Origin of the sequence: Pseudanabaena sp. UWO310 (assembly GCF_006861605.1) — a bacterium.
Taxonomy (GTDB): domain Bacteria; phylum Cyanobacteriota; class Cyanobacteriia; order Pseudanabaenales; family Pseudanabaenaceae; genus Pseudanabaena.
The window spans coordinates 21994-38454 of record NZ_SELU01000028.1 but is presented as its reverse complement, the minus strand read 5'-3'; the positions used below and the strand labels follow the sequence as shown (position 1 = coordinate 38454).

General features: G+C 44.0%; 15 protein-coding genes and 1 tRNA gene. 6 read left to right on the top strand and 10 right to left on the bottom strand.

Translation table 11 applies throughout. From position 1 onward, the window contains the following. From PseudUWO310_RS11145 to PseudUWO310_RS11130, 4 genes are all read right to left on the bottom strand, one after another. Positions 1 to 546, bottom strand: a complete 546-nt coding sequence (locus PseudUWO310_RS11145; protein WP_142601163.1) for a hypothetical protein — start codon at positions 544 to 546, stop codon at positions 1 to 3. 94 nt (positions 547 to 640) lie between these two features. After that, the gene (locus tag PseudUWO310_RS11140; protein WP_142601160.1) at positions 641 to 1567 is read right to left on the bottom strand and encodes a hypothetical protein; all 927 of its coding nucleotides are present in this window, start codon (positions 1565 to 1567) and stop codon (positions 641 to 643) included. Further along, positions 1530 to 3455, bottom strand: coding sequence for a hypothetical protein (locus tag PseudUWO310_RS11135; RefSeq protein ID WP_142601158.1), 1926 nt, complete (start codon positions 3453 to 3455; stop codon positions 1530 to 1532). The genes PseudUWO310_RS11140 and PseudUWO310_RS11135 overlap by 38 nt, the downstream gene beginning before the upstream one ends. Before the next feature lie 31 nt (positions 3456 to 3486). Then, positions 3487 to 3795, bottom strand: a complete 309-nt coding sequence (locus PseudUWO310_RS11130) for a hypothetical protein (RefSeq protein ID WP_142601156.1) — start codon at positions 3793 to 3795, stop codon at positions 3487 to 3489. Positions 3796 to 4087: 292 nt separating this feature from the next. Here PseudUWO310_RS11130 and PseudUWO310_RS11125 point away from each other — a divergent pair, with 292 nt between their 5' ends. From PseudUWO310_RS11125 to PseudUWO310_RS11110, 4 genes are all read left to right on the top strand, one after another. Continuing rightward, a complete protein-coding gene (locus tag PseudUWO310_RS11125; RefSeq protein ID WP_142601153.1) occupies positions 4088 to 4423 on the top strand; it encodes a hypothetical protein in 336 nt (111 codons plus the stop codon). Positions 4424 to 4661: 238 nt separating this feature from the next. Further along, positions 4662 to 4744, top strand: a tRNA-Leu gene (locus tag PseudUWO310_RS11120). A 96-nt stretch (positions 4745 to 4840) separates the two neighbouring features. Next, on the top strand, positions 4841 to 5191 hold the full coding sequence (locus PseudUWO310_RS11115) for a Spx/MgsR family RNA polymerase-binding regulatory protein (protein ID WP_142601151.1): 351 nt from the start codon (positions 4841 to 4843) through the stop codon (positions 5189 to 5191). A gap of 175 nt (positions 5192 to 5366) precedes the next feature. Then, positions 5367 to 5579 (top strand): hypothetical protein, encoded by a 213-nt coding sequence (locus tag PseudUWO310_RS11110; RefSeq protein WP_142601148.1) that lies wholly within the window; start codon positions 5367 to 5369, stop codon positions 5577 to 5579. Between the two features lie 10 nt (positions 5580 to 5589). Here the strand turns inward: PseudUWO310_RS11110 and PseudUWO310_RS11105 are convergent, their stop codons facing one another. Then, positions 5590 to 6051: a VOC family protein gene (locus PseudUWO310_RS11105; RefSeq protein WP_009627075.1), complete on the bottom strand. Its 462-nt coding sequence runs from the start codon at positions 6049 to 6051 to the stop codon at positions 5590 to 5592. After that, complete coding sequence (gene purF / locus PseudUWO310_RS11100; protein WP_142601146.1) at positions 6048 to 7583, bottom strand: amidophosphoribosyltransferase; 1536 nt, start codon at positions 7581 to 7583, stop codon at positions 6048 to 6050. The genes PseudUWO310_RS11105 and purF overlap by 4 nt, the downstream gene beginning before the upstream one ends. 339 nt (positions 7584 to 7922) lie before the next feature. On the opposite strand from purF, the gene glpX reads away from it, so the two are divergent. Together glpX and PseudUWO310_RS11090 are read left to right on the top strand one after the other, a co-directional pair. Beyond that, positions 7923 to 8966, top strand: coding sequence for a class II fructose-bisphosphatase (glpX, locus tag PseudUWO310_RS11095; protein WP_142601144.1), 1044 nt, complete (start codon positions 7923 to 7925; stop codon positions 8964 to 8966). Between the two features lie 250 nt (positions 8967 to 9216). Further along, positions 9217 to 10518: a glutamyl-tRNA reductase gene (locus PseudUWO310_RS11090; RefSeq protein WP_142601141.1), complete on the top strand. Its 1302-nt coding sequence runs from the start codon at positions 9217 to 9219 to the stop codon at positions 10516 to 10518. Positions 10519 to 10635: 117 nt separating this feature from the next. Here PseudUWO310_RS11090 and PseudUWO310_RS11085 read toward each other — a convergent pair whose 3' ends face one another. From PseudUWO310_RS11085 to PseudUWO310_RS11070, 4 genes are all read right to left on the bottom strand, one after another. Then, entirely contained in the window at positions 10636 to 11103 is a 468-nt protein-coding gene (locus PseudUWO310_RS11085; RefSeq protein ID WP_142601138.1) for a response regulator, read from the bottom strand. Then, positions 11100 to 13163: an ATP-binding protein gene (locus PseudUWO310_RS11080; RefSeq protein WP_223805623.1), complete on the bottom strand. Its 2064-nt coding sequence runs from the start codon at positions 13161 to 13163 to the stop codon at positions 11100 to 11102. The genes PseudUWO310_RS11085 and PseudUWO310_RS11080 overlap by 4 nt, the downstream gene beginning before the upstream one ends. Positions 13164 to 13556: 393 nt before the next feature. Next, positions 13557 to 14942, bottom strand: coding sequence for an FtsX-like permease family protein (locus tag PseudUWO310_RS11075; protein WP_142601134.1), 1386 nt, complete (start codon positions 14940 to 14942; stop codon positions 13557 to 13559). 99 nt (positions 14943 to 15041) lie between these two features. Next, positions 15042 to 16307 carry an ABC exporter membrane fusion protein gene (locus PseudUWO310_RS11070; protein ID WP_142601131.1) on the bottom strand — a complete coding sequence of 422 codons (1266 nt, stop codon included), beginning with the start codon at positions 16305 to 16307 and terminating at the stop codon, positions 15042 to 15044. Positions 16308 to 16461 lie beyond the last annotated feature (154 nt).

The following is a 16461-nucleotide window of genomic DNA, read 5'->3' as shown; positions in this document are numbered from 1 at the left end:
TTAACCAGAGGTAGGCAGATATTCAGGAGTGAACCAAAGGCGACCATAGCCTCCTTCACCAGCGTTGAAGTCTGCGGCTACAGCCTCAACGATGGATTGGAATAGAGTGCGTTGTGTCACGTCGGTGCTTCCGCCGATCGGCGCGGTAAAGTTAGCCTTCGCATCCCCCGACGCTTCGGCAGAATATTTCACTACGCGCCGCCCAGATACAGGCGATGTTCTTACGGTGGGGGTATCAGCCCCTACCGTGCCCTTGATTTTTGCGGGACGAAACCCCTTAGGCGCTAGTACTGCCGTAGGATCAGTCGCGACCAATCCTAATGCATCAAGCCCACCGAACTTATCGATCGAAGATTTGGACGCTTGCAGTTTAAGCTTTACGCTTGCCGCCCCAACCTTATAGGTAGAGCACTCGTAAACAACCGTATCCTTAGGATTCGGATCTACCGTGGTTTTCCCCGGCCGAGGTGTTGAATAATAAGTTTGCCTTGCTGTCGCGAACTCCAACTGTTTAGTAAGTAGAGCAACCGATTTAACTCTTCCCATGCGTTCTAATTCCTAGAAACTCTATAAACCATATCTAGCACATTAAAAATCGTAATTTTCCCAGCGAACCCTATAGGGTTCCAGAAATTTTCTATCAAGACCCATCGGTCACATATGGGTTAGGGTAATAGCCCGAATTGTCGTATAACACTTCAGGTTTTATCAGTGAGTCTATGTACAAAAACGCCGCGCGGAGCTTTACCGTACAGACTGGGCGACGTACCCTCGTTTTTACGGATTTTTCCAGTCTTTGAACTGTCTGCTGAGTATCTGGAAAAGCCTCTGTGGGTGCTTCATTGTCGTTAAAGGTTATCCGCTTACTCTCTACTTCATGATCGCGGAGAGACAAAACCTTAGTCAGCACCTCAAGCCCGCCCTCTCTGGTGTCGTAAAGGATCTGAATGTTGTAGCCTTTTTCTGGGTCTGAATACGAGAGATTCCCTTTGCCTTTTTGCCATATAAAACCGCTAAAAGTATCCCTGATTTTCTCCCCCAATGCTACGCCATCGGCTCTCTTGATTGTTTCAGAAGTGAATTCTACGAGCCTTATCCCTGCTATCTGTCCGTCTGCTATCTCTCGCCCCGAATCCGTCAGATAGTTAGTCTCAACAAAATACAATTTCAGCTTAGGCTTATCTCTCAAGTTGATGTTCGCAACTTCCGACGGCGGGAGTAAGTAGACTTCATTCAATGCGCTCAAGTCAAGTCCTTTGATTCGAGTGAAAAGTCTATCCTTTCCAAGGATGGCAAAACCTCCATCATCCTCGCTCATCAGTACTGCTTGAGTAAAATAATCTTTCTGAGATTCCAGCGGCAAACTATCATCATTTTGTTTTTCAAAATAAGCATTCACTTCAAAATTGTGAAGCTTCACAAATACCTGTTGCCAAGTGAGCGTAGACTTCTCAATTACAGCCTGAGCATTGATGATCGCCACATCATCAGCATCAATATTATCAATAGGCGATTGTAGGTCAATCGCCTCATCGGAAGGGATTAGAGTTAGGTCGTTTTCTGGCATCTATTTTTAGTTGTTGAACATCTACAATTGTATAAATGGAGCGCTTCCTAGTCTTAGTAGAAATCTGAGTATATAGATTCTTTCTCACCGTACTGTCAGCATTCGCAAGTTGCGCAAGCTTCCCAAATTCAGTATTGATTTTCTGAACATTTCGAGCGACGGTGAGAACTTCCTTCGTGACGTTAGTCAGGTTTTTGATGGAACTCTGAACACTGCCAACAGTGCTAGTCAATTCGTCAGCAGTCTCACTATCAATCGGATCATTTGCCGCTTTCGTCGCGGCAACTTTTGGGTAGCTATTCTTGGAAATCAATCCATTAACGAGCATCGCATTAGCGAGATTCCCAACCTGTATTCCAGTTTGTTGGCTTACTTTCCCATTCTTATTAACTACATTCTCTACCCTATTTAGAAGGTTGGTGCTCGACCTGATTATTCTATTTGAAACCGCCCAAGTATTACTCAGATTCGTATAGTTTTCTACTCCAATAATGTTAATAAAGAACGCCTCAATATTCTGACTGAACACCCTTGATGCTGTGGTCGCACTTCCATTTGACGCGACAAATCTAAATGGAGTGAATTGAATCGCAGCATCCACAAGTCCCGCCGCAGTTCTTCCTAAATCAGCCGACAGCATTAAAGCATTATGGATATTTAGAGCAGTGTTAACTACTCCCATCGCCCTATCGACATATTGGTTATCCAAGAAAGAGAACAGCTTAGCAAAGTTATCAAACAATCCCTTAAATGCTAGATCCTGACCAAACTGATTAGCTGCTAGCGTATTTCTTGCAGCATCAATATTTTGATTTAATGGATTCTTGATATTGTCTTCCATTTGCTTAGTACAGCTCGGAGAATTCAGAGCATTACAAGCACCTGTTTTTGCATTGGCTTGCTGATTTTCTGGGGTCGTATTATTTTTAATGTCAGTAACCTTAATGTTTACCGCACCTAGCATTAAGCCAATAGAAGCCAATTGCCCCGTCACGTCGCTAGGATTTGGCTCGTAAGGCTTCAATGGATCTAAGGGAGCCTTTGGCTTTTCTAATGGCGGGGTAGGCTTTTGGAGTGGTGGTGTACTTGGCGGGGTCTGTACGGGCGACTGTGGCGGCGAAGTCAAAGGCGGCGATTGGGGGGTCGCTGGTGGTAATAAATCGCTAGGAGTGTAGCTGCGCCCCCCACTAAGGCTAGGGCTACCCCCACCCACAGCCCCAAAAGATTTCACCCCCGACGCTCCAAGGGTAGAGGCTATCTTAGCTGGCAATATTTTTTTAGCCTTCTCTTCTGGGGTTAGACCATTAGTCCCCGTATATCCGCTAGGCTGTAATGTCGATACCGTAGGGTTTGTGTCCGATAGACCATCCTCTCTCTCTACACCGTAGATTTGAGGGAGATCGCCGCCACGGTAGGTTATGTTACCCTGGCCTGTAGATATAACCCAATTGTCAGCGATGCCATCGTTATAGCCAAAATGAGGAGCGCCGATCGGACCTTGTATGTACCTACGGAAATCGTCATACGCAAGTCGAGAGCCGTATCTGACGTGGAATCTATACTGTACTGGCAGTTGACCGCCTGTAAAAGGAAGTGTATTCGGTAATTCTGTTTGTACCGTCTTTACACCAGTATTGAAATTTTGTACCGCTTTTGATTCATTTGGATCTCCAGCGGCTCCCGGAAACAGAAAGAAAGCGCCAAAAAACGCCGCGACGGGAGCTAGCAGACTTAAAGCCCCAGCTGCGATACCAGCGGGGACTGGGGGGAGCGGCTCTGGTGGAATTGGAATCCCTGATGGTGGCGTGAGGAATCGCGCCCCCCCCTGCAATCCGCCTACGGATGAGCCTACGCTTTGGCTGATGCCTGATTCAAAACCTATTCCCATCCCTTTTCACTTCCTAGTCTGCAATTCCTTCCTACTTCAGCGAGGCGGGGATTGGAGCCGAATCCATTTCTTTAACTTTTTTCCAATCGGGCAGCGAAGAGCCAAGCAAAGATAAGTCTTCTTCAAATACGCATAGAGTTTGCATGCGCTGCGTATTATCCGCGTCTACGCCACTATTAAACTGCGCTCTATTCTCCGATGGGGATCCAGCGGTGCGGACAAATTTCTTTGTAGGGTTATTTGCCAATAAAATCAACGCTGTCCATGCGTTTAGCTGCTCGATTGTGGTGCAAGCACGATCGCCTGTAGGTAGATCAGTTGACGGGTTAAAAGATGTCATAAAAGATAAGTCCTATAACGAGATAATCAATCTCATTATAGGACTTAATCTGAGACTCTTAATCTTACGAATTTGCCCATTTCCATAAGCAGAATGCGTTGTAGGTGTCTAGATATAACCATTATCGTAAGCTAAGTGATTTTAAGTAAATTAGTAAGCTTAAATTCGATCGCGAAACATAGGTTGCACCTTTTTTCCAACATTGAAAGGTTAAATTTTTACTGTTGCTTTGCGTAGCTGGTAAAACCTATGATGAAATCTATATGAACTCTAAAGTGAGGGCAAATTTTCTATGACTACTATCCGTGAAGTAACAGGCGATCCTAATGAATTTTGGAGTGAGTTAAGCTGGTCAGACTTGACTAGTGCTGAGCAAAATCTCTGGACTCAATTAGGTTGGAACGAAGAAAATTGGGAGGAAGAAGTAGATTTTCCTGAGTGGGATGACCTTTCTAGTGAAGATCAAAAACTTTGGGGCATCTTGGGTTGGACGCAATCTAGTTGGGAAGGAGAGGACGATATTCCTGAATCGGCTGAAAAACTATGGGAAGACCTCAGTAGTGAAGAAAAAGCCGCTGCTACTGAACTTGGATATACCCAAGATAAATGGGACGACGAAGAAATCTAGACTGAAACAAACAAGTAATACCAATTCACTGAAGTATTGGCTCGCTTCAGTGAATTAAAAAACAAACCCATTTAAGTTATACCAATTTCCAAAATGGTGTTGCCATTTTGGAAACTGGTATAACCATAGAAACATAGTCAGGGATTGCCTTTGAGAGTGTTTCCTTCAAGTATCAACATAATTTTAAAAAATTAGATCGCAAATCTACCCATTCCACGTTATAATAACAAAGCCTTTCGGGGGTGTGGCGGAATGGTAGACGCTACGGACTTAAAATCCGTTGACCGTAAGGTCGTAAGGGTTCAAGTCCCTTCACCCCCATTTCAGTTTAACAAGGGAGGAGTGCTTTGCACTCCTCCCTTGTTTTTGTGATATCGCTACAATAGCGAAGTAACTAGTCATAATTTGAGTAAATCTATGTCGATTCAAGTTTATGGTATTCCTAATTGTGGTACATGCAAAAAAGCGATCGCTTGGTTAGAAGGTCAAGGTATTGCCTATGTATTTATCAATACCAAAGACTATCCTCCCACGCGGGCGACGATCGCTGAATGGGTAAATGCCTTAGGTGAAAGATCGATGCGAAATACCTCAGGGCAATCCTATCGATCGCTTGGTGCTGAAAAAGAAACTTGGTCGCATATTCAATGGATTGAAGCCTATGCCAAAGATTCGATGTTGTTGAAGCGCCCTTTGTTTGTGAAAGATGGCAAAGCGATCGCGATCGGCTTTAGAAATCCTGAGGAAATCAAACAGAAATTAGTCTAAGTAACAGAGAGGACTTTTCCGATTCCATTCCTCTCTCATTCTTCAGAGCGATAGAAATCCTGAGACAACTTAAAGTATATTGATAATGTAGTTAACTGGCTAATTTACAGACTCTAAAAATAGACTATAAAAACAGACTATAAAATTTATCCAGCCCACCTGAGGTTAATCTCCTATGAATCAACGATTAAAGCGATGGGAATCCCCGCGCAAAGAAGGTAGAAATGATAAAGGCAAAGGCGGCTCCGCTCGTCAGCGTCAAAAACAAAAACAATTCCGAATGCTTCGTAAAAAATTAAAGGAAGGAATCAATCAGCAAACAAAAAGAGATGGCGCTAGCGCCATCTCTTTTTTGTGGGAAATTTTAAAAGTTAGTGCAAAGTACTAACTTTAACTTTTTAATGCGTAACAACAGGAACCTGTTGCGCAAAGTTGGCATCGCCAACCTCATGAAAATCAGTCTCACCAAAAATTGCCGTTTCAAACTTGTAATGCTTGAATTCTAGGATATTGCCAGAATTATCCGCCAAGAAAAAAGTTCGATGCTCTAAAGGAGTATCCACAAAGCGAACTTTTGGTTTCTGATAAAACTTCAGACGCTTATCATGGACTTTTTCTAACAAAGCCATCCAATTATTTTCCGAATAAAACACTAATCCGAAATGGCGCGGATAAATACCACGCTGAGACTCAAGGTTCTCATGAGTAACATGGGCAACCAGCTGGTGACCGTACAAACTCATGATCAGCGAGTCACTTGACTCGCGTCCTGCCAGACAACCCAACCCATCAATATAAAAAGCTTTAGTGCTTGGAATATCTTTGACTGGAAATGCGAGATGAAAGAGGATCTTGGTCATGTTGCCGTATTTTCTAGCATAAGTTTGGTGCGCTTGAGCTTATCAGGAACTGCAATGGGATATTTTCCTGTAAAACAAGCCGTGCAAAAATGCGTGGTATCAATTTGTGTCGCTTTTAACATTGCATCATGACTGAGATACGCAAGCGTATCTACCTCAATCTGTTTGGCGATCGCCTCAACAGAGTTGTGCGAAGCGATCAAATGGTCTTGCGAGTCCGTATCAATACCATAAAAGCAAGGGTGAGTGACAGGAGGAGAAGAAATACGCATATGTACTTCAGTCGCCCCAGCCTCACGTAATGCTCTTACTATTTTACGACTCGTCGTTCCTCTTACGATCGAATCATCGATCACAATTACCCGTTTATCCTTCAAAACATCCTTCAGGGTGTTCAGCTTCATTCTGATGCCAGATTCGCGCATCGCCTGAGTTGGTTGAATAAACGTACGTCCTACATATCGATTTTTAATCAAACCTTCTGCGTAAGGAATCCCTGACTCACGGGAAAAGCCGATCGCCGCAGGAATACCAGAATCAGGTACACCAATGACAATATCTGCATCAACTAAATTCTCTTTAGCCAGTTGAGCGCCAATTCTCATTCTGTAAGTGTAGAGACTTTCATCATGCATAACGCTATCGGGTCGTGCAAAATAAATCATTTCAAAAACACAGAGTTTTGGGGTTGATTCTTCCCATTGTAGAGATTGGATCCCATTTTCCATCGTGATGATGACTAATTCTCCCGGAAGAACCTCACGCACATACTCCGCACCAATAATATCTAGCCCACAGGTCTCTGAAGATAACACATAGGAACCCTCAGCCGTCTTGCCAATCACGAGGGGGCGAATCCCATAGGCATCGCGAGCACCTGCGATCGCATTAGGCATAGCCATCACCAAACTAAATGCACCGTGACAACGATGTAATGCGGTTTCGATCGCTGCTTGCCAAGTCTTACCATCTGCGACTGCTTCAGAAACCGCAAAAGCAATTCCTTCCGAGTCCGTAGTGGATGCAAGATCATGCCCTTGTGCCGATAGCTCGCCACGCAACTCAGTAGCATTTACCAAGTTGCCATTGTGTGCTAATGCAAAATCTCCCAATCGAGTATTCACAATAATTGGCTGAGCATTGCAGACCTTACTGGAGCCAGTAGTCGAATAGCGATTATGACCAATTGCCAAAGATCCTTTCAGCTCTGACAAGATTGATTCATTAAAAATCTGAGCAACAAGCCCCATTGCTTTATGGGTATGGGTATTGCCAAGCGCGTCATATACAGTGATACCTGCGGACTCTTGACCACGATGTTGCAATGCATATAGTCCAAAGTATACGAGCTTAGCAACATCCCCCTGCGATGCTAGTACTCCAAAAACGCCGCAAGCCTCTTGGGGCTTGTCAGTTTCAATATCATCATCACTATCAGCCTCTAGATCATCAGCATCAAGATCTCTAGGATTTACAAGGTCTTTAGGCATCTCATCAACAAAAACAGAGTGGTCAGAATAGTCTGGCAACATAGCAGTTATACGCAATACATTTAGGTTGGGTAGAAGAGAAAAGCCCACCACTAGATCGTACCAGTGTTAAGCATTTCTTAACCAATATCAACCCAGAAAAGCGGGTGAGATAATTTCAATATCTCTTTGCTCTTTAATGGCAAGCAAAATTATTAAAATTTAATATAACTCATTTAGTCTTCTTATAGGTTTGTGGACAGTCTGCCCTGTAAACTTAATTACGAGGTTGTGTAGTAAGGCACAACTAGACTTAATTTTGTTTTCTGATTCTGGAAAATTTCTAGAACATAACAAAAGCTTAATAGTTGCAAAATTTAGATAAATTAAGGATTCCTACGCATGGATAATACAATCAGCCTTGAGATTATTGAGGTCGTCGAACAAGCGGCGATCGCATCTTCTCGGTGGATGGGCTTGGGCAAAAAAGACGAAGCCGATGAAGCAGCCGTTGAAGCAATGCGCGAACGCATGAATAAAATTCACATGCGCGGACGTATCGTTATCGGCGAAGGCGAACGCGACGAAGCACCCATGCTCTATATCGGTGAAGAAGTTGGTATTTGTACACAGCCAAATGCAGCCGAATTCTGCACCCTTGAAGAATTACAAGAAATTGACATTGCTGTCGATCCTTGCGAAGGCACAAACCTCGTTGCCTATGGTCAAAACGGTTCGATGGCTGTTTTAGCGATATCTGAGCGTGGAGGCTTGTTCCAAGCACCCGACTTTTATATGGACAAACTAGCTGCACCTCCTGCGGCAAAGGGTCACGTAGATATCCGCAAAACACCTACCGAAAATCTGAAAATCCTTTCAGAATGTCTTAATCGTTCGATCGAAGAATTAGTCGTTGTGGTGATGGATCGCCCTCGTCATAAAGGTTTGATTTCGGAAATCCGTGCCGCTGGCGCTCGTGTCCGTTTGATCAGTGATGGTGACGTATCTGCGGCCATTTGCTGCGGTTTTGCTGGCACAAATATTCACGCCTTGATGGGCATCGGTGCGGCTCCTGAGGGTGTCATCTCTGCTGCGGCAATGCGTTGCTTGGGCGGACATTTCCAAGGTCGTCTCGTTTACGATCCAGCCGAAGTTAATACTCCTGAAAGCGCCAAGTGGACTCGTGAAGGTAACTTGGCTCGTCTTAAGGAAATGGGCATCGAAGATGGCGATAAGGTCTATGATGCTCACGAATTGGCCTGTGGCAAAGATGTATTATTTGCTGGCTGTGGGATTACTCCAGGCACTTTGATGGAAGGTGTTCGTTTCTTTGGTGGCGGTTGCCGTACTCAGTCTTTGGTCATCTCTACCCAATCGAAGACTGCTCGTTTTGTTGACACCATTCACTTGACTGGTGAAAGCCCCAAAACTATTAACTTACGTTAGTCATGGGGATGTCTTTACAGACAAGTTTGCTCAGATAAACGAAAGAACGAAAGATTAAATACAAGGGCAATTATATATACAAGGGGCTTAAGCCCCTTGTTTTTTCTGGGTTTTTTCTGGTTAGCATCTATCCATACGTTAAGTATTTTGAAGCAGTAATAAGTACCTACTACAGTGGTAGCTATCTCCTGATAAGCTCTTCCCATAAGATAATTATTTCTAGTCCTAAATTAAGAAACGCATTTACGATATGAATATTGCAGTTGTTGGCTTGAGTCATAAAACGGCGACTGTGGAAGTAAGGGAAAAGTTGAGCATTCCCGAAGATCGCATGGAAGCAGCGATCGCTCAACTGATGAGCTATCCGAATATTGAAGAAGCTGCAATTTTGAGTACCTGTAACCGCTTAGAGTTATATGTGGTTACTAGTGAAGCCGAAGGTGGCATTCGCGAAATCATGCAGTTTCTGGCGGAATTTAGCCAGTTACCTCTACAGTTTCTCCGTCGCTATCTGTTTATTCTGCTCCGTCAAGATGCGGTAACTCACCTAATGCGGGTTGCTTCAGGCTTAGACAGTCTCGTGCTTGGTGAAGGACAAATTCTCGCTCAGGTGAAAAACACCCATCGCCTTGCCCAGCAGCATAACGGCGCAGGTCGCATTCTCAATCAACTTTTTAAACAGGCGCTGTCTGCTGGTAAAAGAGTTCGTACCGAGACAGAAATTGGTACGGGTGCAGTATCGATTAGTTCGGCGGCTGTCGAGTTAGCTCAGATTAAGCTACAAAATTTGTCAGATAAACACACCACGATTATTGGTGCTGGCAAGATGTCACGCCTATTGGTCAAACATTTGATCTCGAAAGGAGCGCAAAAAATTGCCATTGTCAATCGATCGCGCGATCGCGCGGCGGCGATGCTCAAGGAATTTGAAGCCAGTGAGGCTCAGTTTGACATCCGTCCCCTCGATCAGATGCTAGATTGCGTCGCGATTTCCGATCTGGTATTTACCAGTACTGCATCGACAGAAGTAATTCTCAGTCGCAAAAATCTGGAAGCGATCGCGGTCAATCACACAGGTTTGACCCTCGTAGATATTTCTGTACCTCGTAATATTAGTTCTGATGTAAACGAGCTGCCCAATACTAAGGCTTATAACGTTGACGATCTCCAAGCGGTAGTTGCCGAAAATCAAGAGAGTCGTCGCCAGATGGCAATGCAAGCGGAAATCTTATTAGAAGGTTGTGTTGCCGAGTTTGATACATGGTGGCGATCGCTTGAAACTGTTCCGACGATCAGCAAGCTGCGTCAGAAAATGGAAATTATCCGCGAACAGGAGATGGAAAAAGCTCTGTCTCGCCTTGGCAATGACTTTGCTGATAAGCATCAAGATGTAATCGAGAGCATGACTCGCGGCATTATCAATAAAATTTTGCATGATCCGATGGTGCAGTTACGCGCTCAGCAGGATATTGAGACGCGCCGTCGGGCTATGCAAATGTTACAGGTACTTTTCGATCTAGATTCGCCATCTAGTCAATTGAAAGAAGGTTAAAAATAAAAAACAATAAAAAAGTCGCTAGCTAGCGACTTTTTTATTGTTTTTTATTTTTAGCACCCCCAAAGATCGCGGCGCTTCCGCCGCGATCTTTGGCGTTTATATCGAAGCTTTTTAGAAATTGGGAGAGCGATTAATTAAAACCCAATAAAATCCTAACTGTTCGACAGATTTATAAAATTGTTCGCAATCAACGGGTTTCACGATATAACTATTGACCCCCAGTTTATAGCTTTCGATGACATCGCTCTCATGGGAAGAAGAAGTTAATACTACAATCGGAATCGTTTGCGTACGTGGATCTGATTTAATCTGTTGCAAAACCTCTAATCCACTAACTTTGGGTAACTTGAGATCTAACAAAATCATTTTCGGATGATCATTTATTTGGCGAGAGGTATACTTACCCCGACAAAAGACAAAATCCAGTGCTTCCGCACCATCCTGTAGGAGTTTAATTTGATTGCTGATTCTGCCACGACGTAAAGCACGGATTGCTAATTCTGCGTCAGCAGGATTGTCTTCAACTAGCAAAATGAAAACACTTTGATCGGTATATTGATCGGGAAGTAGGTCTATCATTGATTGATATATCGATCGGGGATCGTAAAATAAAAAGAAGCACCTTTCGCGATCGCTGCCTCTGCCCAAATACTACCACCATGTCTTTGAATAATTCTCTGGGCGATCGCCAGTCCAATACCCGTACCCTCAAAATCCTGTTCGAGATGCATCCTCTGAAATACACCAAATAGCTTATCGGCATATTGCATATCAAACCCAGCGCCATTATCGCGAATGAAATATATAACGCAATCGGTACCAACTTGATAACCAATTTCGATCCGTGCCTTCTCCGTTTTGCCCGTGTATTTGATGGCATTGGAAATCAAATTAGTCCATACTTGCGTTAACAATGAGAAATCAGCTTCGCAGTCGGGCAGATCGGCTATGACTAATTCAATGGAGCGTTCTTGAATTATTGCCTCAAAATCAGCTAATACTTTTTTAATCAGACTGTTAACGGCGATCGCGCGGCGGGAGAGAGTTTTTCGGCTCAATCGCGATAGATTTAATAGATCGTCAATTAATTCACCCATGCGTTTGGCGTTGTCGCGCACAATTTTTAGGTAGCGACTACCTTCACTATCTAAGACATTTTGGTAGTCCTCCTGTAAAATCCGTGAGAAACCATCGATCGCTCTCAGCGGTGCGCGGAGATCGTGGGAAACTGAATAACAAAAAGATTCTAATTCCTTATTTGCCGCCTCTAGTTGGGCTGTCCGTTGTTTCACCCGCGCTTCAAGGAATTGATTGATTTGAGATAGCGACTCATTCGCTGCTTTGCGCTGTAGTTCAGCCGTTGCCCTTGCGGCAAAAACTCTGAGAATATTTTTAATCTGGTCGATATTGGGTAGCGGTTTCGTATCGAGAATACAAAGATTACCGATCGCATTACCATGAGAGTCTTTCAGGGAAATGCCGATATAACTATCGGCTTGCATGGTAACCAGATCCCTATCTTCAGGAAAAAACTGCTGTAACGAGCTATTACAACAGAACTCGCCATTTTTTAAGGTCAACTCACAGGGAGTATTTAAAAAAAAATAAGTCATGGGGGGGTGGAAATCATCGTTCGCCCAGAACGCCAATGTCCGAAATTGACAATTGTCTACCAATTCAGCCACCGAAGCATACTTCACATTTAAGGTCGTTGCCATATGCTTTACGAGCGCGATAAAGAAATCTTCCCCAGTAACCGCCGCCGTCCCAGCCACTAGATTTTGCAAAGTCATTTCCGATCGCTTAAGGGCTGCTTCTCGTTCTTGAGCTTCCGTCATATCACGCATAAGCATTGATATATATTCCAATTCGTCGTGGGGTGTGGAGATGCCGAGAATATCCGTGGAAGCTTGGATAATGGCAACTAAGCGATCGCATTCTTTTTCCGCGAGTTTGAGATCGGCAATTTCCGCCTGTAAAGCCCTATTCAGCTCTGACTGCTGCTGGATCAATCGAGACTTTACTAGCGAGATAGCCGCTTGGGTAGAGAGTAAATTGAGCATTTCGACCCGCTGCGGGGTAAAGGCATCGGTGATGAGATTATTTTCTAGAATTACAATCGCGGTAATATGCCCCTGATTGAGTAGAGGCATACATATCAAAGACTTTGGCTGACATTGCCTAATCCAAGGATCGTCCTGAAAATCCTCAGTCTGGGGCACATTATTCAAGATGATAGTTTCTTGGGTGCGTGCTACATAATTAACTATAGAAGTAGGAACATAGGTATGATTTTCGACGATCGCTTCTATGGGAATTGATTCCACCAAAGTTCGCTCTGAGTTAATCGTCTTGATGGCTTCGATCTGCCATCGATCGCCTGAAGCTTGGGATGGATCGGGCAATAATAAATATCCTGCTTGCGCTCCTGAAATCTCAACTAAAATATCGATCAATTTTGCATGGAGATCGTGGAGGTCTATCTCGCTAGCGATCGCTTGAGAAGCTCTGAGGACAGTCTCTAGGTCGAGAGCTTTGACATTACTTAAATTAGAGCTTAAACTTTGCAACCTTGGCTGGGCTGCCCGAGCGATTGGTTGATTTCCCAGATTTTCCGTAATGTCCTGTTTCCCTAGCATAATCATTCCCATTAATTATTGAACGAGATTCTCAACTAGATTTCCCAAAAGACCAGTTAGCTCAGATTTTCCTATGGTATATACCAAAACACAAAATGGCTATGCCATTTTGTGTTTTAAGAACTCTTATACCAAATCACAAAATGGCTATGCCATTTTGTGATTTTAAGACCCTTACTGGGTTTGGGTTTCAATTGCCAAAAGTGTAGCTACACTTTTGGCAATTGGTATTACTGGATTTAATTTTTAAAAATACAAAAGCCTAAAACCTGCGGCGCGTGCGCCGCTTGCGCCGCAGGTTTTTTTAATTATCCTTTTATTTATCCTGCATTACTTATTAAAATACTCTTAAAAAGCGAAAAGGCGATCGCTTAGCGATCGCCTTTTTGCTTCCTATCCAAAAATTTCCGCAGGATCGGCAGATTGAACTTTGCGTAGCGATATTGCGCCAGAAATCACACACATCACGATGGTCAAGATCATCACGGGAATTGCTTTGTCCCAGATATAGAGCGGCAGTAACGTGGCATTTTTAGTGAGGTTATATAGCCCAAAGGAAATGCCTAAGCCTGGAATAAAACCCAAAATTGACAAGACAAAAGCTTCTTGAATGACAATTTGAGCTAGATATAAGTTGCCATAGCCCATCGCCTTTAGAGTGGCATATTCGGCAAGGTGATCGGAAACGTCGGTATAGAGAATTTGATAGACAATCACGATACCGACAATGAAACCCATGACCGTACCGAGGCTAAAGATAAAACCGATCGCGGTACTTTTTTGCCAGTAACCTTTTTCAAATTCGATATAGCCTTGCATCGTCAGAATTCGGGTATCATCGATCGCCGCATCTTGAGTTTTTTTGAGATCCTCAATGGTTAGATCGGCTTTAGAAATAACGACCTTATCTTTGTTCTCTTCACGAAGGATTTTGCCATCAGCACCAATACTTTCCTTATATAAAACCTGTATTCTCTTACCATCGGGCTGGAGCTTTTCGCGGGGTAAAACTACGGATTCACTTGGTTGACTGAGGATAAAGTTCCGCATGGCTTCGTAGGGAGAGGCTTCAGGGCGCAAATTGATCAAACCCACGTTAATTAATCCCGCGCGGCGCGAATCAAAAATCCTGAGGAAATTAGTATCACTGGTAATCACCGTACCATCGGCAGCAAAGGAAGCTCCTAGCTCAAATAATCCTCCGACCATGATTTTGCGGTTAGCAACTTCCCGATTGACAGTGTTGTTACAGCCAAAAGCATCATCCGTAAACTTAGTTTTTAGAGATAACATGCCGCATTCCGCAACAATTGGGCCAAATTCAGCCCGCGAAGCCCGATCGAATAGAACTACGTCTTGAGTCTTAACGCGATCGATGTTTAATTCGGCTCCTGGCATTTTAAAGACCTTCGCATCTGGATTGGCTCCTAATACGAGAATGTTACGGGTCTGTCCCGCAGGATCTTCTTTGATTTTCCAAGCTCCCGTAGCAATATAAAGAGGATTAACCGATGTGACATCCTTCATCCCCAAAGCCTGATAAAGACGACGCTGGGAGAAGTTCCGCATTCCCACCAAGTTAGTTGATTGCGGACTGATAATCACCAAATCTCCCACCAAATTACTTTGGAGACGAACTGCACTGGTAAAGAGAGCGTCTCGAAATCCTAATTGTAAAAACATGAGGACTACGGCAAAAGTGATTCCTGCGATCGCCACTAGCAGACGGCTTTTTTCGTAAGTAAGTTGCAACCAAGCAAGAGGTACGGCAAAAATCATAAATTCACGTGACGGTTTTTAAAATAGGTACAAGTTAAGCTGTGGTCTTTAGAAGCACATTAAAAAAAGCAAATTAAAAGCACATTAAAAAAAAGCGCATTAAACTTCAACCTTGACTCTGACTTGTAAATTGGTAAGCCCTGAAACCTTGGTGCTTTCATCTAGTTTGATCTTGACTTCGATAATTCTCACATCGGTTTTGGCGGCAGGATCGGTACCGAGAACATCATTTTTGGCAATTCGCAAACCAATGCGATCGACCTTGCCCGTAATTTCACCTTCAAAAGCTTCGCTTTCGATCGTTGCCTTTTGTCCGACTTTGATTTTGCCGATATCAGTTTCATAGATCTCAGCTACGACATACATTTGACTGGTATTGCCAATTTCGATCACTCCACCCGTCTGGCTGACTATTTCACCAACTTTAGAATTGATTTTCAGAACTTGTCCATCAATGGGAGCGCGGACTTGGGCTAGATCGAGAGCAACTTCAGCCTTTTTGACATTAACGATCGCAGTTTGTAATTGGGCTTCGGCATATTGCACATCAATCGGACGTACTTCTTGCACGCTGCTGAGCTGTCCCTGAGACTGGCGCAATTGAAATTGAGCCTGCTGCACCTGTTGCTGAGCCTGTAAAAGCTGTCCTTGTAAAGTATCAACCTTGAGCCTATAGGTGTCGAGGACGGTTTGTGAAATTGCGCCTTCTTTATAAACCTGTAAAAAGCGATTGTAATCTCTTCCAGCAATCTCTAATTCAGCCTTGATTCTGGCGGCATTGGCTTCCAGCGATTTGATATTCGCCGCCGCAGACAGGACATTCCCTTCTTGGGCGACAATATCTCCACTTTTTGCCCCAGCACGGACTTTTGCTAAATTGCGATCGCTCTCTTGGGCTTGACTTTGGGCTTGGAGCAAGGCTGCGACCGAGGTGTCGTAACTATCGAGTATGGCGATCACCTGCCCTTGTTTGACGACATCTCCCTCTTTAATCATCATCTTCACAATTCGCGAAGTACCCAGTGCCGAAGGAGACGCAACTTTGATTACCTCTCCCTGTGGCTCTAGGCGACCTAGGGCACTAATTGCCTTGGGTTGGTCTTTACTGCCAGACACATTAGTTGAGGTTGCCGTTGGGGCTGGATTACTGCTAAAACGCCCAAGGACAAACCAAATGCTGATGCCCAGTGCTGCAAGCGCGAGGGCGATCGCAGGGAGTAAAAATTTATTCGATTGTTTGGGTTGTAGGGCGTTTTTCATGGGACTGGTTTGATTTCTGGCAGAGTTACTTTGTGCATCTTCCGCTATATTACCGATTTCCGTCGCCATTCCTACCTGTTTGTCCGCCTGTTCGTCTACCTGCATAGCTCCTCACCTCTAATTACTCAAAATTCAATCCAAATTAAAAATAGACCACAGTCTATCAAGCTAAGTAGCTAAGCATATGTAAACTTAAAACCTAGAAGAGCGTACCGCCCGCTACGCGGGCGGTACGCTCTCTGGTTTTGGTTTTTAATTA